This is a genomic window from Leisingera sp. M658, from assembly GCF_025144145.1.
In the GTDB taxonomy this organism is placed as follows: domain Bacteria; phylum Pseudomonadota; class Alphaproteobacteria; order Rhodobacterales; family Rhodobacteraceae; genus Leisingera.
The window spans coordinates 170,857-191,837 of sequence record NZ_CP083546.1 but is presented as its reverse complement, the minus strand read 5'-3'; the positions used below and the strand labels follow the sequence as shown (position 1 = coordinate 191,837).

The 20,981-nt window shown below is 61.5% G+C and carries 24 protein-coding genes; 7 read left to right on the top strand and 17 right to left on the bottom strand.

What is annotated here, in order from left to right; translation table 11 throughout:
• The first annotated feature begins 104 nt into the window (after positions 1-104).
• Positions 105-980 (top strand): 3-hydroxybutyryl-CoA dehydrogenase, encoded by an 876-nt coding sequence (locus K3724_RS01020; protein WP_259989258.1) that lies wholly within the window; start codon positions 105-107, stop codon positions 978-980.
• A 69-nt stretch (positions 981-1,049) separates the two neighbouring features.
• On the opposite strand, the gene K3724_RS01015 is transcribed toward K3724_RS01020, so the two are convergent.
• From K3724_RS01015 to K3724_RS00985, 7 genes are read right to left on the bottom strand one after another with little or no spacing between them, the layout of a single operon-like run.
• The gene (locus K3724_RS01015) at positions 1,050-1,943 is read right to left on the bottom strand and encodes a lysophospholipid acyltransferase family protein (RefSeq protein WP_259989256.1); all 894 of its coding nucleotides are present in this window, start codon (positions 1,941-1,943) and stop codon (positions 1,050-1,052) included.
• Positions 1,944-1,975: 32 nt separating this feature from the next.
• Positions 1,976-2,245: an HPr family phosphocarrier protein gene (locus tag K3724_RS01010; protein WP_237455838.1), complete on the bottom strand. Its 270-nt coding sequence runs from the start codon at positions 2,243-2,245 to the stop codon at positions 1,976-1,978.
• Positions 2,246-2,653, bottom strand: coding sequence for a PTS sugar transporter subunit IIA (locus K3724_RS01005; protein WP_027257311.1), 408 nt, complete (start codon positions 2,651-2,653; stop codon positions 2,246-2,248).
• Positions 2,654-2,662: 9 nt separating this feature from the next.
• On the bottom strand, positions 2,663-3,541 hold the full coding sequence (rapZ, locus tag K3724_RS01000; protein WP_259989253.1) for an RNase adapter RapZ: 879 nt from the start codon (positions 3,539-3,541) through the stop codon (positions 2,663-2,665).
• A complete protein-coding gene (locus K3724_RS00995; protein ID WP_259989251.1) occupies positions 3,534-3,971 on the bottom strand; it encodes an HPr kinase/phosphorylase in 438 nt (145 codons plus the stop codon). Before K3724_RS00995 ends, rapZ begins: the two co-directional genes overlap by 8 nt.
• 2 nt (positions 3,972-3,973) lie before the next feature.
• A complete protein-coding gene (locus K3724_RS00990; protein ID WP_259989249.1) occupies positions 3,974-5,689 on the bottom strand; it encodes a sensor histidine kinase in 1,716 nt (571 codons plus the stop codon).
• 52 nt (positions 5,690-5,741) lie between these two features.
• Positions 5,742-6,446, bottom strand: coding sequence for a response regulator transcription factor (locus K3724_RS00985; protein ID WP_129369341.1), 705 nt, complete (start codon positions 6,444-6,446; stop codon positions 5,742-5,744).
• Positions 6,447-6,788: 342 nt separating this feature from the next.
• On the opposite strand from K3724_RS00985, the gene K3724_RS00980 reads away from it, so the two are divergent.
• The gene (locus K3724_RS00980; protein WP_259989247.1) at positions 6,789-8,387 is read left to right on the top strand and encodes a phosphoenolpyruvate carboxykinase; all 1,599 of its coding nucleotides are present in this window, start codon (positions 6,789-6,791) and stop codon (positions 8,385-8,387) included.
• 68 nt (positions 8,388-8,455) lie between these two features.
• Here K3724_RS00980 and dgt read toward each other — a convergent pair whose 3' ends face one another.
• The 3 genes from dgt to K3724_RS00965 form a co-directional block, all read right to left on the bottom strand.
• Positions 8,456-9,817 (bottom strand): dGTP triphosphohydrolase, encoded by a 1,362-nt coding sequence (gene dgt / locus K3724_RS00975; RefSeq protein ID WP_259989245.1) that lies wholly within the window; start codon positions 9,815-9,817, stop codon positions 8,456-8,458.
• A gap of 63 nt (positions 9,818-9,880) precedes the next feature.
• Positions 9,881-10,777 carry a cation diffusion facilitator family transporter gene (locus tag K3724_RS00970; RefSeq protein ID WP_259989243.1) on the bottom strand — a complete coding sequence of 299 codons (897 nt, stop codon included), beginning with the start codon at positions 10,775-10,777 and terminating at the stop codon, positions 9,881-9,883.
• Positions 10,778-10,799: 22 nt separating this feature from the next.
• Positions 10,800-11,567 carry a sulfite exporter TauE/SafE family protein gene (locus tag K3724_RS00965; protein ID WP_259989241.1) on the bottom strand — a complete coding sequence of 256 codons (768 nt, stop codon included), beginning with the start codon at positions 11,565-11,567 and terminating at the stop codon, positions 10,800-10,802.
• On the opposite strand from K3724_RS00965, the gene K3724_RS00960 reads away from it, so the two are divergent.
• The 4 genes from K3724_RS00960 to K3724_RS00945 all read left to right on the top strand — a co-directional run bounded on the left by K3724_RS00960 (position 11,467) and on the right by K3724_RS00945 (position 14,872).
• A complete protein-coding gene (locus K3724_RS00960) occupies positions 11,467-11,709 on the top strand; it encodes a hypothetical protein (RefSeq protein WP_259992728.1) in 243 nt (80 codons plus the stop codon). The two genes, K3724_RS00965 and K3724_RS00960, sit on opposite strands and share 101 nt — an antisense overlap.
• Positions 11,710-11,712: 3 nt before the next feature.
• Positions 11,713-13,398 carry an acyl-CoA dehydrogenase family protein gene (locus K3724_RS00955; protein ID WP_259989239.1) on the top strand — a complete coding sequence of 562 codons (1,686 nt, stop codon included), beginning with the start codon at positions 11,713-11,715 and terminating at the stop codon, positions 13,396-13,398.
• 174 nt (positions 13,399-13,572) lie between these two features.
• Positions 13,573-14,256, top strand: coding sequence for an SGNH/GDSL hydrolase family protein (locus K3724_RS00950; protein WP_259989237.1), 684 nt, complete (start codon positions 13,573-13,575; stop codon positions 14,254-14,256).
• Between the two features lie 223 nt (positions 14,257-14,479).
• Positions 14,480-14,872, top strand: a complete 393-nt coding sequence (locus K3724_RS00945; protein WP_259989235.1) for an META domain-containing protein — start codon at positions 14,480-14,482, stop codon at positions 14,870-14,872.
• Here the strand turns inward: K3724_RS00945 and recO are convergent.
• The 3 genes from recO to era all read right to left on the bottom strand — a co-directional run bounded on the left by recO (position 14,856) and on the right by era (position 16,974).
• Entirely contained in the window at positions 14,856-15,581 is a 726-nt protein-coding gene (recO, locus tag K3724_RS00940) for a DNA repair protein RecO (RefSeq protein ID WP_259989233.1), read from the bottom strand. The genes K3724_RS00945 and recO overlap by 17 nt on opposite strands.
• 69 nt (positions 15,582-15,650) lie before the next feature.
• On the bottom strand, positions 15,651-15,980 hold the full coding sequence (locus K3724_RS00935) for a DUF1491 family protein (RefSeq protein ID WP_129369334.1): 330 nt from the start codon (positions 15,978-15,980) through the stop codon (positions 15,651-15,653).
• Between the two features lie 88 nt (positions 15,981-16,068).
• On the bottom strand, positions 16,069-16,974 hold the full coding sequence (gene era, locus K3724_RS00930) for a GTPase Era (RefSeq protein ID WP_259989229.1): 906 nt from the start codon (positions 16,972-16,974) through the stop codon (positions 16,069-16,071).
• A gap of 201 nt (positions 16,975-17,175) precedes the next feature.
• Here era and K3724_RS00925 point away from each other — a divergent pair, with 201 nt between their 5' ends.
• Positions 17,176-18,555: a multicopper oxidase family protein gene (locus K3724_RS00925; RefSeq protein ID WP_259989227.1), complete on the top strand. Its 1,380-nt coding sequence runs from the start codon at positions 17,176-17,178 to the stop codon at positions 18,553-18,555.
• 4 nt (positions 18,556-18,559) lie between these two features.
• Here K3724_RS00925 and rnc read toward each other — a convergent pair whose 3' ends face one another.
• The 4 genes from rnc to K3724_RS00905 are packed head-to-tail and all read right to left on the bottom strand — an operon-like array spanning position 18,560 to position 20,976.
• Positions 18,560-19,237 (bottom strand): ribonuclease III, encoded by a 678-nt coding sequence (gene rnc / locus K3724_RS00920; RefSeq protein ID WP_259989225.1) that lies wholly within the window; start codon positions 19,235-19,237, stop codon positions 18,560-18,562.
• Positions 19,234-20,070 carry a signal peptidase I gene (gene lepB, locus K3724_RS00915; protein WP_259989223.1) on the bottom strand — a complete coding sequence of 279 codons (837 nt, stop codon included), beginning with the start codon at positions 20,068-20,070 and terminating at the stop codon, positions 19,234-19,236. Before lepB ends, rnc begins: the two co-directional genes overlap by 4 nt.
• 58 nt (positions 20,071-20,128) lie before the next feature.
• Positions 20,129-20,560, bottom strand: a complete 432-nt coding sequence (gene acpS, locus K3724_RS00910) for a holo-ACP synthase (protein ID WP_259989221.1) — start codon at positions 20,558-20,560, stop codon at positions 20,129-20,131.
• Positions 20,557-20,976, bottom strand: coding sequence for an ABZJ_00895 family protein (locus tag K3724_RS00905; protein WP_259989219.1), 420 nt, complete (start codon positions 20,974-20,976; stop codon positions 20,557-20,559). Before K3724_RS00905 ends, acpS begins: the two co-directional genes overlap by 4 nt.
• Positions 20,977-20,981 lie beyond the last annotated feature (5 nt).

Here is a 20,981-nt window from a genome sequence, read left to right as displayed (position 1 = left end):
AATTTCCCTAAAGTGAGAATTTGCCTCAAATCAGCCCCAGCCGCCCTTGTGCCTGCCCTTCGCCCGCCAGTAAGGTTGCCGCAGATATTTCGGGAGCCTGAGGCATGGAAATTCAGAAGGTTGGAGTGATCGGCGCCGGGCAGATGGGCAATGGCATTGCCCATGTTCTGGCGCTTGCCGGGTACGAGGTCGTGCTGAATGATGTCAGCCAGCCTGCGCTGGACAGTGCCCTGAACCTTATTCTCAAGAACATGGAGCGCCAGGCAAGCAAGGGAAAGATCTCGGAGGCAGACGTAAAGGCTGCATTGGCCCGCGTTACGCCCTCACTGAAGCTTGCGGATGTCGGCGCAACCGATCTGGTCATCGAAGCGGCCACCGAACGGGAAACTGTCAAACAGGCGATCTTTGATGATCTGCTGCCGCATCTGCTGCCGCACACGATCCTGACCTCCAACACCTCGTCAATCTCGATCACCCGGCTGGCCAGCCGCACCGACCGGCCGGAACGGTTTATGGGTTTCCACTTCATGAACCCGGTGCCGGTGATGCAGCTGGTCGAACTGATCCGCGGAATTGCCACGGATGAGCCGACATTCACGGCCTGCCAGGAGGTCGTGGCACGATTGGGCAAGACCTCTGCCAGCGCCGAGGACTTCCCGGCCTTCATCGTCAACCGGATCCTGATGCCGATGATCAACGAGGCGGTCTATACCCTGTATGAGGGCGTTGGTTCAGTCAAATCGATCGACGAGTCGATGAAACTTGGCGCCAACCACCCAATGGGCCCGCTGGAGCTGGCGGATTTCATCGGCCTGGACACCTGCCTTGCCATCATGAACGTGCTGCATGACGGGCTGGCGGACACCAAATACCGTCCCTGCCCGCTGCTGACCAAATATGTCGAGGCCGGCTGGCTGGGCCGCAAGACCCAGCGCGGCTTCTATGACTATCGCGGCGAGGTGCCGGTGCCGACCCGGTAACAGGCACCATAAATCAAAGAAGCGCCCCACGGGGCGCTTTTGTGTTTCCGGCCCGGTGATGAGGCAGGCTTAGCCTTGTTTGCCGAGGCTCAGGGTATGTTCGCGCAGCCAGGCCATGAAACCGCGCGGATCGCTTTGCAGCTGTTCCATCTGCGCGTCCGTCAGCGGCTCACCCACAACCGGCGCCTGCGGCTTGTTGCAGGAGCGTACGATTTCACGCAACAGCAGCCCCTGACGCAGAATCGGGGAAATCCGGCTCGCGATCTGGTACCAGCGGGAATTGTGGCCCGGGAAGTAGATCGGCACCACCCGGGCGCCAGAGCGGCGGATCAGCTGAGCAGTGAAGACATTCCATTCACGTTCAACCGCGGGGCCGAACCAGCTGTCGGAGGACATCACCACGCCGGACGGGAACAACGCCACTGCGCCGCCATCCTTGAGGAAAGTCATGGTTTTTGCCCGCATGTCGACCATCTTGCGCTGCGCTTCAGGGTCATGCGGGAAGGGCACCGGGATCATGAAGGAAGTTGCGGCCTCGTCCAGCCCTGTCAGCACTGAGCGGGTCAGGATCCGGTAATCCAGGCGGCGGCGGCCGATGAGGTCGGCAAAAATCATGCCATCGACCATCCCATGCGGATGGTTGGCGACGATCACCACAGGCCCGTCCTTGGGAATGTTGTTGATCTGCTGTTCCGGTGTCTGCAGTTCAATGCCCATGATATTGAGGGCCCCGCGCCAGAACTTCTGACCGCGGTATTCTGCATTCTGTTTTTCGAATTTGCTGACCATACGTAAAATGGTCAACTTGCCGGTGAGCCATTCGATGGTCTTGATCGCCAGCGAAGTCCAGCGGTCGTCAAAGGAATTGGCATAGGTCAGCGTGCGGCGGTCATAGACCTCGCCCGTCTGATCAGCGGTTTCCGGCGCGACGCCGGTATTCCTGTCGTGTGCGGTATCCGCCAAAGTGTTTTTCCCGTTCCGCTGCCGGCGCGGGCCTAGTAGCCCTCGCCGAACTTGCCGGCCACCAGGGCCTCCAGCGCATGCGCCAGCGCATCAGCATCGGGCCCCGAAGTCTCGACGTCAATAGTCGTTCCTTTCGAGGCTGCCAACATCAAAAGACCCATTATGCTGTCACCAGAGGCAGACAGGCCGTCCCTGATAACTTCTGCCGTGGCGTCAAACCCTTCTACAACCTCTACCAGCTTGGCCGAGGCGCGGGCGTGAAGCCCCTTTTCATTGATGATTTCCAGCGTCTTCAGAGCCATTTAGTGTGCCTGCTCCCCGTCAGGGTTTACGTTTTGCGCATTGATATACTTGCGCCCGGCCTCCATTGCCTGCCGGACTGCATCGGCAACCGGCAAGTGGCGGGATTTCGCCAGTTTGATCAGCATCGGTAAATTGGCCCCGTACAGAATACGGCGATCCGCCGGGGCGCATGCCTTCAGGCTGAGGTTGGAAGGCGAGCCGCCGAACAAGTCGGTGACCACAACGACCCCGTCGCCGGTGTCCACTTCATTCGCAGCCGAGCATATCTCATCCTGCTTGCGGTCCCTGTCGTCTTCGGGACCGATGCCAATGGCCATCAGGCAGGGCTGCGGGCCCACAACGTGTTCCACAGCGGCAAGGTATTCCCTTGCCAGCTCGCCATGCGCTACGATCACAATCCCGATCAACCCGGCCTCTCACTTCTTTTGCTGGCCTTGCAGCTCGCGGTGTCTAATTGACACTTGCAGGCCGTCTTCCGCAAGGGCCTTGGCCAGGGTTTCCGCCATCGTTACTGATCTGTGCTGCCCGCCGGTGCAGCCGAAGGCGATTGAAAAATGCGACTTCCCCTCTTCCCGGTAAGCCGGCAGCAGCAGACGGGTGAGGTCCAGCACCCGGGAAAAGAAAGGGGTGAACCTGCCGTCGGCCCGCACAAAGTCCTGCACAGCCTGGTCAAGACCGTTGCATCGCCGTAGTCCGGGCTGCCAATAAGGGTTGGCCAGAAAGCGGCAATCAAACACCATGTCAATACCGTGCGGCATCCCGCGTTTGTAAGAGAAGCTTTGCACCGACAGCGCCAGCGCGCGGCCTTCAGGCGCAAACCAGCGTTCGATCTCTGCCTTCAACTGGTGCACATTCATATCCGAAGTTTCCAGCAGGATATCAGCACGGTCACGGATCGGCGCCATCAGATCCAGCTCGCGGCGCACGCCTTCGCCCGGAGATTCCGCGGGTGCCAGCGGATGGCGGCGGCGGGTCTCGGAATAGCGCCGCAGCAACACGTCAGCTTTCGAATCAAGGTAGAGCACCGTCAGCTCTACCTCGCGGCGGCCGGACAGCATGTCGATCACATCCAGCAGCGCTCGTGGCGAGAAATCCCGGTTGCGGCTGTCCAGCCCCAATGCCATCGGCCGCGGAGCCGCAGCTGCATCAATCAGCCCCGGCAGCAGCCGCAGCGGCAGGTTGTCGATCGCCTCAAAGCCAAGATCTTCAAGCACGTTGATCGCCGTGGTCCTGCCCGCCCCGGAGGGGCCGGTGACCAGAACCGCCGGGACCGCCTTTTGCTCTGCTTCAGGCATCGGGATCCAAAGCTCCGCATCTGAGATACTGCATCAGCGCCGGAGCAAAATGCGCGCCGTCAACGCGCTTTACCCGAATTACCTCCTGCCCCAGCAACTGCGTGCTGTGCCGCATCGGCAGGCGTTCGGTTTCAACCTCATCCAGATCCACCAGCGCCGCAACCGGCACAGGGCTGCGGATCTGCGCGTGCAGCAGCCCCATAAACCGCGCCTCGATCAGTCCGCGGATCGGCTCTGGCGCGCTGGCCACAACCTGCCCGTCCAAGAGTTGCAGCAACACCCGGTCGTCCGCCACCAGCTGCGCGCCAAAAGCCATCAACTGCAATGCCAGTGCGGATTTTCCCTGCCCGGAGGTGCCGGTGATCAAAAGCCCCCGCCCCTCCAGCGCGACGCAGGAGGCATGCAGGATAAGGCTTTCTGTATCAGACATGGCTACACCGGAAGACCAACTACAAACCGCGCGCCCAAGGGTTCGGAGGTGACATCGGCTTCTGTCGGACGGATGTTTTCGGCCCAGATCACGCCGCCATGCGCCTCGACAATCTGCTTCGAGATCGCCAGACCAAGCCCTGAGTTGTTGCCGAAATGCTCTACCGGGCGCTGCGAGTAAAAGCGTTTGAAAATCTTCGACAGCGCCTGATCCGGGATGCCCGGACCGGTATCCTCAACCACAATCAGCACCCGGTTGGCACGGCGCCGGGCCCAGACCCGGATGGCGTCACCCTCTTCGCAGAACGAGATCGCATTGGTGATCAGATTGACAAAGACCTGCGCCAACCGTGCCTCAAGGCCCTGCAATTGAATGGGCTGGGCCGGCAGGTCGGTGATGTAGTCGATCCCCTTGGTGCGGGCGTCTTCCCCCAAATACTGATTGAGGTTGCCCAGCATGGCCAGCAGATCGAAATCTTCTTCTTCCTCCTTGACCAGCTCGGCATCCAGACGCGACGCGTTGGAAATGTCGCTGACCAGCCGGTCCAGGCGGCGAACATCGTGTTCAATCACATCCATCAGCTTCTCGCGCTGGTCATCACGGTGAACCATGCGCAACGTGCCGACCGCCGACTGCAGGCTGGCCAGGGGGTTTTTGATCTCATGCGCCACGTCGGCTGCAAACTGTTCGTTGCTGTCGATCCGGGAGTACAGCGCCTTGACCATCCCGCGCAGAGCCCGGCTGAGACGGCCGATTTCATCCGGCCGGGCAGACAGATCCGGAATCCGGATCCGTCCCGGGTTAGACTTGCGGCTGCCGCGCTCGCGGCCAAGTTCGGCAGCTTCAGCGAGATCGGCAAGCGGGTTGGCGATGGTCGAGGCCAGCACCAAGCTTAACCCGACCGAGACCAGCAGGGCGACGACAAACATCTGCAGCACGCGTTCCTGCTCGCCGCGCACCAAAGCGTCCACCTCGCCGGTGGGGGACGTCAGCGCGATAACGCCGACTGCCCTGCCGTTATGCATGATCGGCGTCGCCGCAGAGATCACCCGGCTGCCAGTGGTGTCCACCACAGTTTCAATGCCGGTGCCGCCGTTCATCGCCCGGTCGACCAAACCGCCCAGCCGTTCCTCTAAGGACGGACCCAGCGCGGCGGAACCAGCAGCCGCCGCCTCGCCGCCATCAGCCATGCCCCAGATGGCCGACAGCGCATCGCTGATCAGCGTGCGGCTTCGGCCGCTGTCATTCAACACGTTCAGGGCATCGCTGCGGTCAACGCCCTTGATACTGGAAATCAGATTGCCGGTGGTGTCGAACACAAAGGCTTCGACGCCGCCGCGCAGGCTGAGCCGCGCCAGGGTGTCCTCGACCTGGATGCCGTCACCTGCAGCGAAGCTGACCGCGCCTGCGGCCGGCATTTCGGCCTCAAAAACATCCGCCGCCAGCATGGCTTCGGAGACCAGAGTACCCGCCCGCTGCTGCACCAGGCTTTGACGCGAGGAATTCAGGTACAGGATCCCGGTGACCAGAATGATCAATGCAATCAGGTTGAAAGTGATGATCTTCCGGGTCAGCGGCGAGCCTTTGAGCGACAAAAGCCCCCGGCGCGCGCGCTTGACCTGCATCTCCCGCGTGACCGATTGCTCGGGGGTGACCCAGTCTTCCCCTAGAACAACATCGCCGTCCTGCTGGCGTTGCGTAATGCTGGTATCGCGCATGCGCGCCCACTCCTTCGGCCCCGGGGCAAACAGCCCCGCTTAAACGTGCCGCTTATTCTTCGTTATAACGGTAACCGATTCCATAAAGCGTTTCGATTGCCGCAAAATCCGTGTCTGCCGTGCGCATTTTCTTGCGCAAGCGCTTGATGTGGCTGTCAATGGTCCGGTCGTCCACATAGACCTGATCATCATAGGCCACATCCATCAGCTGGTCCCGGCTTTTGACAAAACCCGGCCGCTGGGCCAGCGCCTGCAGCAACAGGAATTCGGTCACAGTCAGCGACACATCATTGCCCTTCCAGCTGACCGCATGGCGCAGCGGGTCCATCCGCAGATTGCCGCGTTCCATTACCTTGGTTTCGGGCGAGGCGGTTCCGGCGGCGTCGCTGTTGATCGCCTCCTGGCGGCGCAGCAGCGACCGGATCCGTTCGACCAGAAGGCGCTGCGAGAACGGCTTCTTAACATAATCGTCAGCGCCCATGCGCAGGCCCAGGACCTCGTCGATCTCATCATCTTTGGAGGTGAGGAAGATCACCGGCATCTGGGATTTCTGCCGCAGCCGCTGCAACAGGTCCATGCCGTCCATCCGCGGCATTTTGATATCCAGCACGGCCATGTCCGGCAGCTTCTTGTTGAATGCGTCCAGCGCCGCCTGGCCGTCGTTGTAGGTTTCCACCTCAAAGCCTTCGGCCTCAAGCGTCATGGAAACGGATGTCAGGATGTTCCTGTCATCATCTACCAATGCAATTTTTGACATCGGAATTGCCCCTAATCTGCTCTGTTCTGTGTTGTTTTTTAGCACTTTCATCGCCGTTATGGTGCCCCGAATCAATCCCATTTAAAGAATCAGGGCGATCTTTGGTCTCAATTGGGGCAAAAATACCTTAGCGTCTGCTGAACAAGCAGGCACTGGCGCAGGCTTAAACTGATGGTTGCGCTAAACATCGCCTTGGTGGCGCTAACTCGGGGGAACCGGCCTGTTCACCGCCCGAAACGCCGTGTTAAGACCCCGCCACCGGCAGGCTTGCCGTGTTCTATTGCCCCATTGGCGCAGCCCCGCAGCCTGCGTGCAGCCGCGCCGCCACAGGAGAAAAAACGTATGACATCTGGACGGGTTAACCCGCAATTCCGCCTCGAGGATCAGGGCATCGAGGGTCTGGGCAATGTCTTCTACAACTTCATGGAGCCCGCGCTGATCGAAGCCGCGCTGAAGCGCAGCGAAGGCACGCTGGGCAATGGCGGCGCCTTCCTTGTGACCACCGGAAAATTCACCGGCCGCTCGCCCAAAGATAAACACGTCGTCAAGTCGGACAGCGTCCGCGACACCATCTGGTGGGACAACAATGCAGCGATGAGCCCGGAAGGCTTTGACGCGCTTTACACCGACATGCTGGAGCATATGAAGGGCAAGGACTATTACGTCCAGGATCTGGTCGGCGGTGCTGACCCGGCCCATGCCATCAATGTCCGCATGGTGACCGAACTGGCCTGGCACAACCTGTTCATCCGCACCATGCTGCGCCGTCCGGACCGCGAAGACCTGGATGACTTCATCGCAGACTTCACGGTCATCAACTGCCCTAGCTTCCAGGCCGACCCCAAGAAGCATGATTGCCGCTCTGAGACCGTCATTGCGATGAACTTCGACCGCAAGATGATCCTGATCGGCGGCACCGAATACGCAGGCGAGAACAAGAAATCCGTCTTTACCCTGCTGAACTACCTGCTGCCGGACAAAGGCATCATGCCGATGCACTGCTCGGCCAATCACGCCAAGGGCAACCCGGTCGACACCGCCGTGTTCTTCGGCCTGTCGGGCACCGGCAAGACCACCCTGTCCGCCGACCCGGACCGGGTGCTGATCGGCGATGACGAACATGGCTGGGCCGACAACGGCACCTTCAACTTTGAAGGCGGCTGCTATGCCAAGACCATCAACCTGAATGCCGAGGCAGAGCCGGAAATCTATGCCACCACCTCCAAGTTCGGCACCGTGATCGAGAACATGGTGTTTGATCCGGAGACCAAGGAGCTGGACTTCAACGACGACAGCCTGACCGCCAACATGCGCTGTGCCTATCCGCTGCATTACATCTCCAATGCCTCGGACAGCGCCCGCGGCGGCCACCCGAAAAACATCATTATGCTGACCTGCGATGCCTTCGGCGTTCTGCCTCCGATCTCGCGGCTGACCCCGGCGCAGGCAATGTACCACTTCCTGTCGGGCTTCACCTCCAAGGTGGCCGGCACCGAGCGCGGCGTGACCGAACCGGAACCAACCTTCTCGACCTGCTTCGGTGCCCCCTTCATGCCGCGCCGCCCGGAAGTTTACGGCAACCTGCTGCGCGAAAAGATCGCCCAGCACGGCGCGACCTGCTGGCTGGTGAACACCGGCTGGACCGGTGGCGCCTATGGCACCGGCAGCCGGATGCCGATCAAGGCAACCCGCGCCCTGCTGACCGCAGCGCTGGACGGTTCGCTGGCCAATGTCGAATTCCGCAAGGATGCCAACTTTGGCTTCGACGTGCCGGTCGACGTGCCGGGCGTTCCTGAGATGCTGCTGGACCCGCGCCGCACCTGGGACGACAAAGGTGCCTATGACGCGCAGGCAGCCAAGCTGGTGCAGATGTTCTCCGACAACTTTGAGCAGTACCTGCCGTTCATCGACGAGGACGTGAAGGCCGCCGCGATCGGCTGAGCCATTTGCTCCGCAAACAGAAAACCCGGCCAATGGCCGGGTTTTTTCGTTTCAGATGACTGAGCAGATCAAATATTCAGACTGCCTGAAACCATGTCCCGGACCTTGACCGCGTAACGGTCGGTCATGCCGGAAACGAAGTCGGCAAGCGAGTGCATCGCCGTGTAGGGGTCTTCCACGCCGCGCAAATCCAAATCCACGGCGCGGATCAGCTGCTTCCAATGAGTGTGCTTTTCGCCCAGCTGATCCTGATCCCAATCACAAGCAGCGAGATCGGCATAAAGCCCGTGAAACTGGTCGAGAAGACGATGCAGCACCTGGCGGCCTGCCACTTCAAGTTCGGTTTTGCGGCGCGCGGCAAAGATCCGCTCCACCGACAATCGCTGCAGCTCGGCGAACGCGTCTGCCTTGGCGGAAGCGCCAATCAGATCGCCGTCGAATTCGCCGCTCATGATGGCGTCATAATTGTCCATGAACGCCTGCACTGCCGCGCTGGTGGCAGCGCCGATTGACAAGGCGCGCAGCAAGGCGACCCGGTCATTCAACGGCATGGCCGCGTCTTCCTCACGGTTGCGCTTGCCTGTGATGTCCTCGAGCACCGCGGCCACGCCGGCGCGATCCAGGTCGCCGACCGCGCCTGCGTCCTCGATATCCATGATCCGGTAGCAGATGTCATCCGCGGCCTCGACCAGGAAGGCGAGCGGATGGCGGCGGTACCAGCCTGTGTCTTCGCGGATCATGCCGGTGGCCGTGCAGATTTCTTCAAGCAGTGCAGTGTCAGAGGCAAAAACACCGAATTTCTTGAGGCCCGCATAGGGCGCCGGGCCATCGCCGCAGGCCGCGTCCCGCACCTGGCGGGTGCAGGGGTACTTCAAAAAGGCACCCAGCGTTGCATAGCTGAGCCGCATGCCGCCCTCGCGCCGGGCCATTTCCAGCCGCCCGGCGATGCGCAAGCCCTGGGCGTTGCCCTCGAAATGCGCGAATTCGGCCTGCCGGTCCGCAGGCACCTGTGCTGCCAGCCCCTGTTTCGCGCGGAACTGCACGGCGAACCAGCCGCCGATGCTGTCCTCGCCGGAATGGCCGAAGGGCGGGTTGCCGATGTCATGCAGCAGGCAGGCGGCCTGCACGTGGCCGGCTATGCGCAGAACCTGATCCGGAGTGATGCGATCTGCTGCCAGCAGCGCCTGACCGACGCCGGAACCCAAAGAACGCCCGACGCTGCAGGTCTCCATGCTGTGAATCATCCGGTGATGCACATGGTCGTGGCTGTAGAGCGGATGCACCTGGGTCTTCTGGGCCAGACGGCGGAAGGGTTCGGAGAATAAAATGCGGTCATAGTCCTGCAAATAGGCCTCGCGCCCCGGCGCTTCAGGGTAATCCGGCCGGCACAGCCGCCCCGGATTCAGCAGTCTGTTCCACTCCATCGCCATATGCCTGCTCCTTTGCCTGTTTGAACGCGGTTAAACGGGAGGCTAGGCGGAAATGCAATCGCTTCAGCGCGGCGTGATCCCGGCAGGTTCCAGCTTGGTCTCAGGCTCCACGTGAATCACCGGCTGCGCGTCCGGAAAGGCCTTGCGCAACGCGCCTTCCACCCGGTCGCAGATGTCATGCGCTTCCTGGACAGTCATGCTGCCGTTGACAACCATGTGGCACTCCACAAACAGCGCCCGGCCTGCGCGGCGGGTCTTGAGGCCATGCACCTGCAACGCTCCGGCGGCCGAACTGTGGATGATTTCCTCGACCTCCGCACGTTCTCCTTCGGGGGCGGCGGTGTCCATCAGCCCGTTCACCGATGCGGCAATCACCAGCCAGCCTTCGCGCAGGATATTGACCGCAACCAACAGCGCCAGCAGCGGGTCAAGCACAGCCCAGCCGCTGGCCAGTGCCAGCACCAGGCCCAGCAACACCCCTGCCGACGTCCAGACGTCGCTCATCAGGTGCCGCCCGCCGGCAGACAGCGCCGGTGAATGCAGCCGCCTGCCTGCTCGTAACAGCACCCGCGCCCAGGCCAGGTTCACGCCCATTGCCATGGCATTGACCACCATGCCCGCCGTGCCCCACTCGGCGGCGGCAGGCCGGCCCAAGGCATTCACGGCTTCATGCACGATGACCAAAGCGGCGATGACAATCAGGATGCCTTCGGCCACGGCAGAGAAGTATTCAGCCTTATGATGGCCAAAAGGGTGGCCCGCATCCGGCGGCCGCTGGGCGTAGCGCACAGCAAACCAGGCCATCACTGCGCCGCCGATATTCACCAGCGACTCCAGCGCATCAGACAGCAGCGCAACTGAGCCTGTCATCACCCATGCCGCCGTCTTCAGCCCCATAACCGCCAGCGCGATCAGGATAGAGCCTGTAGCCAGCTGCCCGGCACTTAGCCGTTGATGCATGATCCCATCCTCCGGCCCCTGGTCACATCAGCAAGCCGCGGCGCAGCAGGTTCACCCCCGCAATCAGCAGAACCACAAGTGTTGCGCGGCGGAACAGCACCTGATCGATCCGGTCATGCAACAGACCGCCGATCCACATGCCTGCCACTGCCGGCACAATCAGCACCAGCGAGAAGGGCGCAGTTTCAATCCGCATCACGCCGGATCCAATATGTGCGACCAGAAGCGCCACCGCGCCAAGGCCATAGATCACTCCTTGCACCCGGATCTGCTCTGTTTTTTCAGTATTCAATGCGGTCAGGTAGGCGACCGTCGGCGGCCCCCAAACTCCGGAGACACCGCCAATCAGCCCGGCGATGCCGCCCACCATGGCCTCGCTGCGGCGGGAGGGATAGGTGATGGTGAATGTCTTGCCCATCAGCTGGATACAGGCAAAGACCGTAACCGGCAGGCCAATCACCAAAAGCAGCGCCTGCTGCGGCAGCAGCCGCACTGATTGGGCGCTCAGCAGCAGGCAAACGAGACCTATCAGCAGGAATACCCGGAACTTGCGGATCGAGGCCATCGCCGCGTCCGGCCCCTGGCGCAGCGCCTGCATGCCGTTTGTCACCAGGGTCGGCAGAATCAGCCCCGCCAAAGCCAGATCCGGAGCCAGGAACAAGCTGAGACCGGAAATAAAAATCATCGGCATGGCAAAACCAACCAGGCCTTTGACGGTGCCTGCCAGCAGCGCGATGCCAAAAGCCGCTGCCAGCTCTGCCGGGGAAAGGAGTGAAAACAATGCAGTCATATCTCCGCTGTACCACATCCGGGCCGTGCTGCACGGGCAAAATCAATACGCAACATTTGATCCAAACGCCGCACCTGTGAGTATTTTTGTTGCGCTGCACCTGCAAAATGATTTACCACCGGGCGACCGAAGAAGGATCTGATTCATGGCTCATGACGGACAGGACTTGCAGATGAAACCGACACTCATTCCCGACCTGCTGGCACTGACCGGCGCCGCACTGGAACCGCTGGACCAGCTGCTTGAGGCCGCTCGCGCCTCGGTCAAGGACATGGTGAGCGAAGAGGGCCGGGTCTCCGGCCGCCTGATCGAGGAAAACCAGGTTGCCGCACATGGCCTGTCGTGGCTGGCAACCTATGTCTACAGCCTGCGGCAGATGCAGAAATGGGCCGAAAAGCTGCAAGCCGAGGGCAAGTTCAGCGAATTGGATCAGCTGATCCATCAGATCGGTTTCGGCGAATACCTTTGGCAGGTCTACGGCGGCATCCAGATGAACCAGGGCGAGATTATCCGCCTGCAGGATCTGGGCCTCTCCCAGGACGCGCAGCGCGGGCTGATGGTGCCTGCAGTGATGACACTGTGCGAACAAGGCAACAGCCAAGCCGCCCGTACCCGCCTCGTGGAACTGATGGAAGAGCAGGCCGGCGCCACCATGTTCGGCGCTTCAGGCCTGGAAGAAGAACTGGAAATGATCCGCGACCAGTTCCGCCGCTATGCGGTGGAGAAGGTAGAGCCGCACGCCCATGACTGGCACCTGAAGGACGAGCTGATCCCGCTCAGCGTGATCGAAGAGCTGGCCGAGATGGGCGTATTCGGCCTGACTATCCCCGAGGAATACGGTGGATTCGGCCTGTCCAAGGCGTCGATGGTCGTGGTTTCGGAAGAACTGTCGCGCGGCTATATCGGTGTCGGATCACTTGGCACCCGTTCGGAGATTGCAGCCGAGCTGATCCTGTGCGGCGGCACCGAGGAGCAGAAAGCCAACTGGCTGCCCAAGCTGTCCAGCGCCGAGATCCTGCCCACCGCCGTGTTCACCGAACCGAACACCGGTTCCGACCTCGGCTCCCTGCGCTCCCGGGCTGTGAAGGATGAAAACGGCGACTATAAGATTACCGGCAACAAGACCTGGATCACCCATGCCGCCCGCACCCATGTGATGACCCTGCTTGCACGCACTGATCCGAACACCACGGACCATCGCGGCCTGTCGATGTTCCTGGCAGAGAAGACACCCGGCACCGATGAGGCACCGTTCCCGACCGAAGGCATGACCGGCGGCGAAATCGAAGTTCTCGGCTACCGGGGCATGAAGGAATACGAGCTGGGTTTCGACAACTTCCACGTGAAGGGCGGGAACCTTCTGGGCGGTGAGGAAAACAAAGGCTTCAAACAGCTGATGGAGACCTTTGAATCGGCCCGCATCCAGACCGCGGCCCGTGCAATCGGCGTGGCCCAGTCGGCACTGGACATCGCCATGCAGTACGCGCAGGACCGCAAGCAGTTTGGCAAATCGCTGATCAAATTCCCGCGTGTGTCCGGCAAGCTTGCAATGATGGCGGTGGAAATCATGATCGCCCGCCAGCTGACCTATTTCTCGGCCTGGGAAAAAGACCACGGCCACCGCTGCGACCTGGAGGCCGGAATGGCCAAGCTCCTGGGTGCCCGGGTCGCCTGGGCCGCCGCGGACAACGGGTTGCAGATCCACGGCGGCAACGGGTTTGCGACAGAGTATAAAATCTCCCGCGTGTTGTGCGACGCCAGGATCCTGAATATCTTTGAAGGCGCGGCAGAAATTCAGGCCCAGGTTATCGCCCGCCGCCTGCTGGGCTGAACCGGCTGAAAGCAATTCCTACGGGAGCAATCCTGTTCAGGCCCGGCGTTTACGCCGGGCTTATTGCAGCCGCAGCCCGTCCAGAGTGCGTTCGCGCTGCAACCAGCGCACGGAATAAGACTGTTTCCAATCCTGGTTATTCGATCTTTCATCAATTGTGGTTAACAAGAGTCCATGACACTCTTTCGCTGCTTCCTGCTTCCCTTGCTGTTTTTGTTTTCCGCCTGTGCCGCTGCGGTGCCGCCGGAACAATCCCCCCGCATCCTGGCGATGGGGGATTCCCTGCTGGCCTGGCACAGCCTAGCAGGTAAATCCATCGCAGACACCGTTGCCCGCGAGTTGCAGGAACCAGTTGTTGACCGCTCGGTCTCGGCCGCGCGGATCATCTACAAGCTGCCGATTTCAGGCGCGGCGGGGATGCAGATCCGCAAACAGTACAAGCCCGGAAAATGGGACTGGGTGATCGTGAATGGCGGCGGAAATGATCTGTGGCTCGGCTGCGGCTGTTTTGCCTGTAACCGGAAACTGAACAAACTGGTTTCCTCCGACGGACGCAAAGGTGCGATTCCGGGCATGCTGTCAGAACTGCGCGCAACCGGTGCCAAGGTGATTTACGTCGGCTATCTGCGCAGCCCCGGCACCGGCTCGCTGATTGAGCACTGCCGCGACGAAGGAAACGAGCTGGAATCCCGCATCGAACGGCTGGCCGCGCTGGACACAGGCATTCATTTCCTGTCGCTCAAGGATTTGGTGCCCTTTGGCGACCGGTCTTATCACGCGCTCGACATGATCCACCCGTCGGCAAAGGCCAGCGACGAGATCGGCCGCAAGGTGGCCGAAATTATCCAGGCAAATTAGGCGGCCCCTCCCGCCCTTCAGATGCGTTCTTGGAATGCACTTTCTGCGCCGTTGCGCCCGGACCCGGCCCGCGCCGCGCATTGCGCGGCGCCACGCCCAACGGGAGCAAGGCATTTTCAATGCCGCCGCGACGGGCGGGAGCCGTCACTTTTTCAGGGCGAGGCCTTGCATTTTCTGCCCCCTCTTGGCCAGAGTGTACAAATTGCTTCAATTGGGAAACCCAGTGCCGCGCGTCGCTTGGATCTGTTCGCTGCTGTTTGCCAGTGCCTGCACCGGCGACGAAACGCTTTCAGCTTACGGTGCGGCGGGAAAGGTCTGGCACCTCTCCAGCATTGATAATGCAGCCTATCCCGCATTTGCCTGGCTGACCTTCCCGGAACCTGGAAAAATCGCAGGGCGGGCACCCTGCAACAGTTTCCAGGGCACTCAGACGGCGCCTTACCCCTGGTTCAGCGCTGAGACGCTTACTGCTGCACGCGCTGCCTGCTCGGAACTGGCACTCGAAGCCGATTTCCTGCAGTCCCTTCAGAAAATGACGCTAGCCGAGGTTTCCGGCGATGTGCTGATCCTCAGCAACGGCCAGGGACGCGAGATGCTGTTCACAGCCGGCGGATGAGCAGGTCCGTCAGCCGCCCCCGCGCCTCCGGCACTGGCTGATTGCCCAAAGACGGCGCCAGATGCGCGTCCAGAAAATAGCCAGTGGTGCGCAGCGCCTGCACAATTTCCGCATCCTCCGCGCTGCCCTGCCCCAGCATCACCGGCGGCAAAGGCAGCAGCCGCTCCGCCCAGCCTCCGGCGCCTTCACGTGAAACAGCCCGGCCGGATTTCGGTGACACATAACACAGGGCGCTGCCACTGCCCGTCACGGCGCAGGCTGTCAGATCGAGGCCAAACCCCATCTCCTCCAGCAGCGCCAACTCCCAGCGCAGATAGGCAAGCGGCCAGAGATCTTCATTACCCAAGAGATCCAGCAACCGTTCACTGCGGGTATAGAGGTCAGGATGCGGCTCACGCTCTGGCAGGCAGAAGGACAGCAGCGCTGTCACCGCATTAAGGCCGGCCAGCGCCAGCCTTCCGGACATCGCAGCTGCAGCACGGCTGCGTAAAGGCTCAGCGTGATAGCTGCCCAGATGGTCCTCCAGCCGTGCTCTCCAGGTCAGGTCCAGCTGCGCACCAGGCTGCAGGATCGGTGCCAGCTTGCGGCTGGCACCGCCTCGCACCATGCCCGCGTGCCGGCCATGCTCTTCTGTAAATACATCGATGATGGCCGCGTTTTCACCGTGGCGGCGCATCGAAAGCAAAATGCCGTGATCACGCCATTCCACTGGCGGCCCTCACTGTTGTTCTGGCAGCCTCAGCAGACCGCATTGCGGTGCGTTCCGCAAGCGTCAAGACTATTCCAGCCCAGGCTCGTCCAGCAGATGGCGCCCAGCCCGGTCTTCGACTTCAATAACCCAGAGGTCGGGATCAAACGACCGCTGACGCAGGATAGAAGTGTCGACCTCAGCCTCCGGCCCGGCTGAAAGCCCATCCCATTTGCGCGCGCCGCTCATCAGATCATAGGTGCGGTGGAAAGCGCGTGCCTGGCCGTCCAGGGTGTTGAGTTTGACCAGTACGGCACCCGCCGTGTCGTCACCATGCGACGTTACAAAGGCAGGGATTCCCATCAGCCGCAGCCGGGCCAGATAGGCCTGCACCCAGAATTCAGCAGTAAGGCGGGTCATGCTGCGCGTCTTCCGGCGGTGATGCCGGTTGAACGCACGGGAGCCTCCGGCGGGAGTATTTTCACAAAGGTGAAACGCATGTGCAGCTTCAATTACCGTCTTTGAAGTCGAGGCCCATTTCGGAATAGCGCTCGGCTTCTTCCAGCCAATTCGGGCGCACCTTCACTTGCAGGAACAGATGCACCTTGCGGTCCAGGAATTCTTCCAGCTCGGCGCGGGCAGCCTGGCTGACCGCTTTGATCGTTTCGCCCCGTTTGCCCAGAACAATACCCTTATGCCCGTCGCGCACCACGTAGATCAATTGATCCACCCGGGCTGAGCCGTCCTTGCGTTCTTCCCAATTCTCGGTTTCGACCGTCAGCTGGTAGGGCAGTTCCTGGTGCAGGCGCAAAGTCAGTTTTTCGCGGGTCATTTCTGCCGCGATCATCCGCATCGGCAGGTCGGCGATCTGATCCTCGGGATAGAGCCAGGGACTTTCCGGCAGTTTGCCCGCCAGCCACTGGCGCAGGTCATCCACACCATGGCCGCGCTCGGCCGAGATCATGAAGGTTTCGGCAAATGTGTAGCGGCTGTTCAGATTCTCAGCGAGGCCCAGCAGCTTTTCCGCAGGCACCCTGTCAATCTTGTTGATGGCCAGCGCCACTTTGCGGCCAGTGCCGATTTCTTCAAGCCCGTCCAGAATGGTTTCGACGCCTTCAGTGATGCCCCGGTGCGCCTCGATCATCAGCACGACGACATCTGCGTCCGCAGCGCCGCCCCAGGCGGCAGCGACCATAGCGCGGTCCAGGCGGCGGCGCGGCTTGAACAGGCCAGGGGTGTCGACGAAAACCAGCTGCGCGTCGCCCTCCATCGCCACGCCGCGGATCCGGGTACGGGTGGTCTGCACCTTATGGGTCACGATCGAGACCTTGGCCCCGACCATACGGTTCAGAAGGGTCGATTTGCCCGCGTTGGGCTCTCCGATCAGGGCAACGAATCCGGCGCGTGTGGTCATCTGTACTGGTCCTGTTTGCAGAGTAGACCCCCTACAGGATTTTACCCACAGGGGCCAGAGGCGTTTTCAACGGGGACCCGGCACCTTCCCGCAACCTTGCCCTATGTCAAAGACCTGTGGCAGATCCAATGTGACAACCGCAGCGCCGAGCCATTCCGCAAGCCAGGCTTTTCATGACATTTTTCCTTGGGGAGGCTTCCGATGAGACGCCGTGACTTTCTGCTTGGGTCTGCTGCGACGGCAGGGGTGATGGGCGCCGCTTGCTGGGGCGGCGCTCGCAGCACCGTACAGCAGCTGACCATCCAGACCGCCCGTTTTTCTTTTCGCGAACAACCAACAGACGGGCTGGTGAGCCTGTTGCCGGATGCGCCGCCGCCGGTTCTTTACGGGACCCAGGGCGACCCCATGCACCTGCGGGTGGTCAACGGCACCGAAGATTACACCGCGATGCACTGGCACGGGCTGCGGATCGCCAACGCAATGGACGGGGTGCCCTATCTGACCCAGATGCCAATCGCGGGCGGAGAGGCGTTTGACTATGAATTCACCCCGCCGGACGCCGGCACCTACTGGTATCACCCGCATTGCATGACCATGGCGCAGATGGCGCATGGGCTGACCGGGGTAATGGTAATCAGGGAAGCAGAGGATCCCGGTTTCGACGGTGATCAGGTGATCAACCTGCGCGACTTCCGGCTGGATGGGAATGGCGGCTTCCTGCCTTACTACACCGCCCGCGGCGCGGCCCGCGGCGGAACCCACGGCAATGTGCTGACCGCAAACTGGCTGCAGGCGCCGGTTTACGATCATCCAGCGGGCGGGCTGGTGCGGTTGCGGGTGGTGAACAGCGACACCACACGGATCTACAAGCTGCATCTCAGCACCGGTCAGGCAAGGATTATCGCTTGGGATGGGCACCCCGTCGAAATTGACCTTCCCCTACCGTCTATTGACGAACCGCTGCTGATCGGCCCCGGCCAGCGGGTGGATTTCGCGGTGCGGATGCCAGCAAGCGAGGGGCAGACGGCGGATCTGCTGGCAGAGCTGCCAGGACAGCCCACCCGCACCATGGCGCAGCTGCGATCCGTTGGCGGGGGCCTCGGACGGGACCTGCGGGATCTGAAGCCGCTGGCTGCCAACCCCGCTTCACGTCCAGACCTCTCAAGCGCCGAGATGCTCGACTTCGTCTTTGGCTGGACGCCAGAGGGCGGGCCGCCGAATGACGGCTATTGCGGTTCCTTGGGATACAGTTTCTGGTCGATCAACCGCACGCCCTGGGCCGGAGATGCGGCCAAGGGCACCGGACCGTTGGCGACCCTGAAGCGCGGCAAAAGCTATGTGCTGCGGCTGAGGAATGAATCGCCGAACCTGCATCCGATCCATTTGCACGGGCTGGCGTTCATCCCGATCCGCTCAAACTTGCGCAGGCTGCCGCCGCTCGTGACGGATACCATGCTGCTGCTGAAGGATGAGGTGGCCGAGATCGCGCTGGTCGCCGACAATCCAGGCGACTGGGCGTTCCATTGCCATGTGATCGAACATCAGAAAACCGGTCTCGCGGGCTATATCCGCGTGACCTGAGTGTTCAGCCGAGCTGTTCCAGCAGAGCTTTGGCGGCGGCCTGTTCGGCCTGCCGTTTGGAGCCTGCGGTGGCTTGTGCTTCGGTGCCGTCCTGCAGCCGCGCTGCGATAGTGAAGACCGGAGCGTGATCCGGGCCGCTGCGGAACACTTCGACATAGTCCGGCGGCTTTTGTCCGCGTGCCTGTGCCCATTCCTGCAGCGAGGTTTTGGCGTCGCGCGCATCGCTTTCGACCTGATGAACACGGCGGCCCCACAGGCGCAGGATCATCTCTGCTGCGGCCTCAAAGCCTGCGTCTTTGTAGACTGCGGCAATCACCGCCTCCATCGCGTCGCCCAGCAGCGCCTGCTTGCGCCGGCCGCCCGACATCATCTCCGACCGGCCCAGTTTCAGCACCGCGCCCAGGTCGATTTCAGCGGCAACATCCGCGCAGGCTTCCTTGCGCACCAACGCATTGAAACGCGGCGCCAGCTGGCCCTCGGTGGCGGTCTTGTCATGCTCCAGCAGAGCCGTTGCCATCACCAGCCCCAGCACCCGGTCACCCAGAAATTCCAGCCGCTGGTTGTCCTTGCGGTTGGGCGAGGACACAGACGCGTGGGTCACGGCGCGCTGCAACAGGTCGGGGCGGGCAAAGCGATGCCCGATCCGGTCTTCAAACGCGCGCAATTCCTTGGACAGCTTCACTGGATCCCCTTGAAGAAACGGTCGCTCCGCCAGGTCCAGAAGTAGAGCATGGACCGCCCGGCTGAGGAGAACATGATCCGGTCGGCCCGGCCGATCAGGTTTTCAAACGGAACGAAACCCACGCCGCCGGCAGACTGCGGCAAGCGGCTGTCCGAGGAATTGTCCCGGTTGTCGCCCATAAAGAAGTAGTGGCCTTCCGGCACCTGATAGACGCCGGTGTGATCCATGCCCTGATTGGTGATGTTGAGCACAATATGCTCATTGCCGCCCGGCAGAGTTTCCAGTTTCCGCGACTTATTGCAGACAGCCCCCTGGCCCACCGGTGCGTTTTCGCATCGCGGGAAGGAGCCCTGCGGCCCCTGGCGTTCCATCACTTCTTCAAACTGGCCCGCATCCTGCAGCTTGACCGGTTCGCCGTTGATGAACAGCACGCCGTTCTTCATCTGGATCTTGTCGCCCGGCAGACCGATCAGCCGTTTGATGAAGTCATTGCTGTTGACCGGATGGCGGAACACCACCACATCGCCGCGCTTGGGCTGGCCGCCCATCAGACGGGTGTTGTCGCCGTCCAGAAATCCGCAGATGTTCTTGGCGTCGATGTTCAGACCAACCGCAGGGATGCGCACGCTGGGACAGGACGCATAAGAATAGCCATAAGCCATCTTGTTCACGAACAGGAAATCCCCGATCAGCAGGGTCTCTTTCATCGATCCGGAGGGGATCCAGAAGGGCTGGAAAAACAGGGTGCGGAAGACACCGGCGATCAGCAGCGCATAGACGATGGTCTTTATCGTCTCGATGATCGAACTGCTGGTCTTTGCTTTGGCCGTCATCAGGCTCTCCGGATTGGAAACAGGGTCCGGCGCTTCATGCGGGCCTGAGGGGGGCAAGTCAAGTTCCGGCGGGCAATTCCGCCGGGTTCGCGGGGATGGGACGCGCCTCGATCACCACAAAGGCCTGTGCCCAGGGATGATCATCAGTCAATGTCACGTGGATCACAGCCTCATGAGCATGGGGCGTCATCTCGCGCAGGCGTTCGGCAGCCCAACCGGTCACATGCATCACCGGCTGGCCGGTGCGCAGGTTGCTGACAGCCATGTCCCTCCAGGCAATCCCCATGCGCAGGCCGGTGCCCAGCGCCTTGGAGCAAGCCTCCTTGGCGGCCCAGCGCTTGGCATAGGTGCCCGCCACGTCGCGGCGGCGTTCGGCCTTCTTCTGTTCGGTTTCGGTGAAAACCCGGTTGCGGAACCTGTCGCCGAAACGGTCCAGCGTGCGCTGGATGCGCTCAATATTGGCGAGATCGGTTCCAACGCCCAGGATCATTCTTCCAACCGCTTCAACCCCAGCTTGATTCCATGTGCCAGGAACAGGCGGTTGACCATCAGGATCACTGCCAGCAGCAGCAGGAAAATTCCGGCCAGGTAAACAAATGGAATAGTCTCCCGCGCCTCGGCGACCATTGGGGTGTTCCAGTAGAGCGGCAGCTGAATGATGGTCAGAACGGCCACCACCCCGGTCATCGCCGCAGCGTTGATCCAAGCCGTTTTACCTGCCAGCGGCGCCCGGGTTGAATGGGCAATTCGGATCCCTTCAAGAACCGCAGCAAACATCGGCGGCAGAACCGTCGCCAGTCCGGCCGGCATGCCAACCCCGAACTGTGCAAGCACCAGTCCCAGCAGTAGCATCGCGACTGAGGCCCCCATCCACAGCAGCCCGTAGCGGATCAGATTGACTGGCATAGCCG

What these genes read in the sequence shown, in the direction of transcription:
- lepB (WP_259989223.1), bottom strand. Translation starts at nt 20,070, where the DNA reads ATGACGGCCAAAGCAAAGACCAGCAGTTCGATCATCGAGACGATAAAG.
- dgt (WP_259989245.1), bottom strand. Translation starts at nt 9,817, where the DNA reads ATGGCGATGGAGTGGAACAGACTGCTGAATCCGGGGCGGCTGTGCCGG.
- K3724_RS00905 (WP_259989219.1), bottom strand. Translation starts at nt 20,976, where the DNA reads ATGCCAGTCAATCTGATCCGCTACGGGCTGCTGTGGATGGGGGCCTCA.
- K3724_RS00925 (WP_259989227.1), top strand. Translation starts at nt 17,176, where the DNA reads ATGAGACGCCGTGACTTTCTGCTTGGGTCTGCTGCGACGGCAGGGGTG.
- K3724_RS00955 (WP_259989239.1), top strand. Translation starts at nt 11,713, where the DNA reads ATGGCTCATGACGGACAGGACTTGCAGATGAAACCGACACTCATTCCC.
- rapZ (WP_259989253.1), bottom strand. Translation starts at nt 3,541, where the DNA reads ATGCCTGAAGCAGAGCAAAAGGCGGTCCCGGCGGTTCTGGTCACCGGC.
- acpS (WP_259989221.1), bottom strand. Translation starts at nt 20,560, where the DNA reads ATGATCCTGGGCGTTGGAACCGATCTCGCCAATATTGAGCGCATCCAG.
- K3724_RS00960 (WP_259992728.1), top strand. Translation starts at nt 11,467, where the DNA reads ATGGCAAAACCAACCAGGCCTTTGACGGTGCCTGCCAGCAGCGCGATG.
- K3724_RS00950 (WP_259989237.1), top strand. Translation starts at nt 13,573, where the DNA reads ATGACACTCTTTCGCTGCTTCCTGCTTCCCTTGCTGTTTTTGTTTTCC.
- K3724_RS00980 (WP_259989247.1), top strand. Translation starts at nt 6,789, where the DNA reads ATGACATCTGGACGGGTTAACCCGCAATTCCGCCTCGAGGATCAGGGC.
- K3724_RS00970 (WP_259989243.1), bottom strand. Translation starts at nt 10,777, where the DNA reads ATGCATCAACGGCTAAGTGCCGGGCAGCTGGCTACAGGCTCTATCCTG.
- K3724_RS00995 (WP_259989251.1), bottom strand. Translation starts at nt 3,971, where the DNA reads ATGTCTGATACAGAAAGCCTTATCCTGCATGCCTCCTGCGTCGCGCTG.
- K3724_RS01010 (WP_237455838.1), bottom strand. Translation starts at nt 2,245, where the DNA reads ATGGCTCTGAAGACGCTGGAAATCATCAATGAAAAGGGGCTTCACGCC.
- K3724_RS00985 (WP_129369341.1), bottom strand. Translation starts at nt 6,446, where the DNA reads ATGTCAAAAATTGCATTGGTAGATGATGACAGGAACATCCTGACATCC.
- K3724_RS00965 (WP_259989241.1), bottom strand. Translation starts at nt 11,567, where the DNA reads ATGACTGCATTGTTTTCACTCCTTTCCCCGGCAGAGCTGGCAGCGGCT.
- K3724_RS01020 (WP_259989258.1), top strand. Translation starts at nt 105, where the DNA reads ATGGAAATTCAGAAGGTTGGAGTGATCGGCGCCGGGCAGATGGGCAAT.
- K3724_RS00990 (WP_259989249.1), bottom strand. Translation starts at nt 5,689, where the DNA reads ATGCGCGATACCAGCATTACGCAACGCCAGCAGGACGGCGATGTTGTT.
- K3724_RS00935 (WP_129369334.1), bottom strand. Translation starts at nt 15,980, where the DNA reads ATGACCCGCCTTACTGCTGAATTCTGGGTGCAGGCCTATCTGGCCCGG.
- era (WP_259989229.1), bottom strand. Translation starts at nt 16,974, where the DNA reads ATGACCACACGCGCCGGATTCGTTGCCCTGATCGGAGAGCCCAACGCG.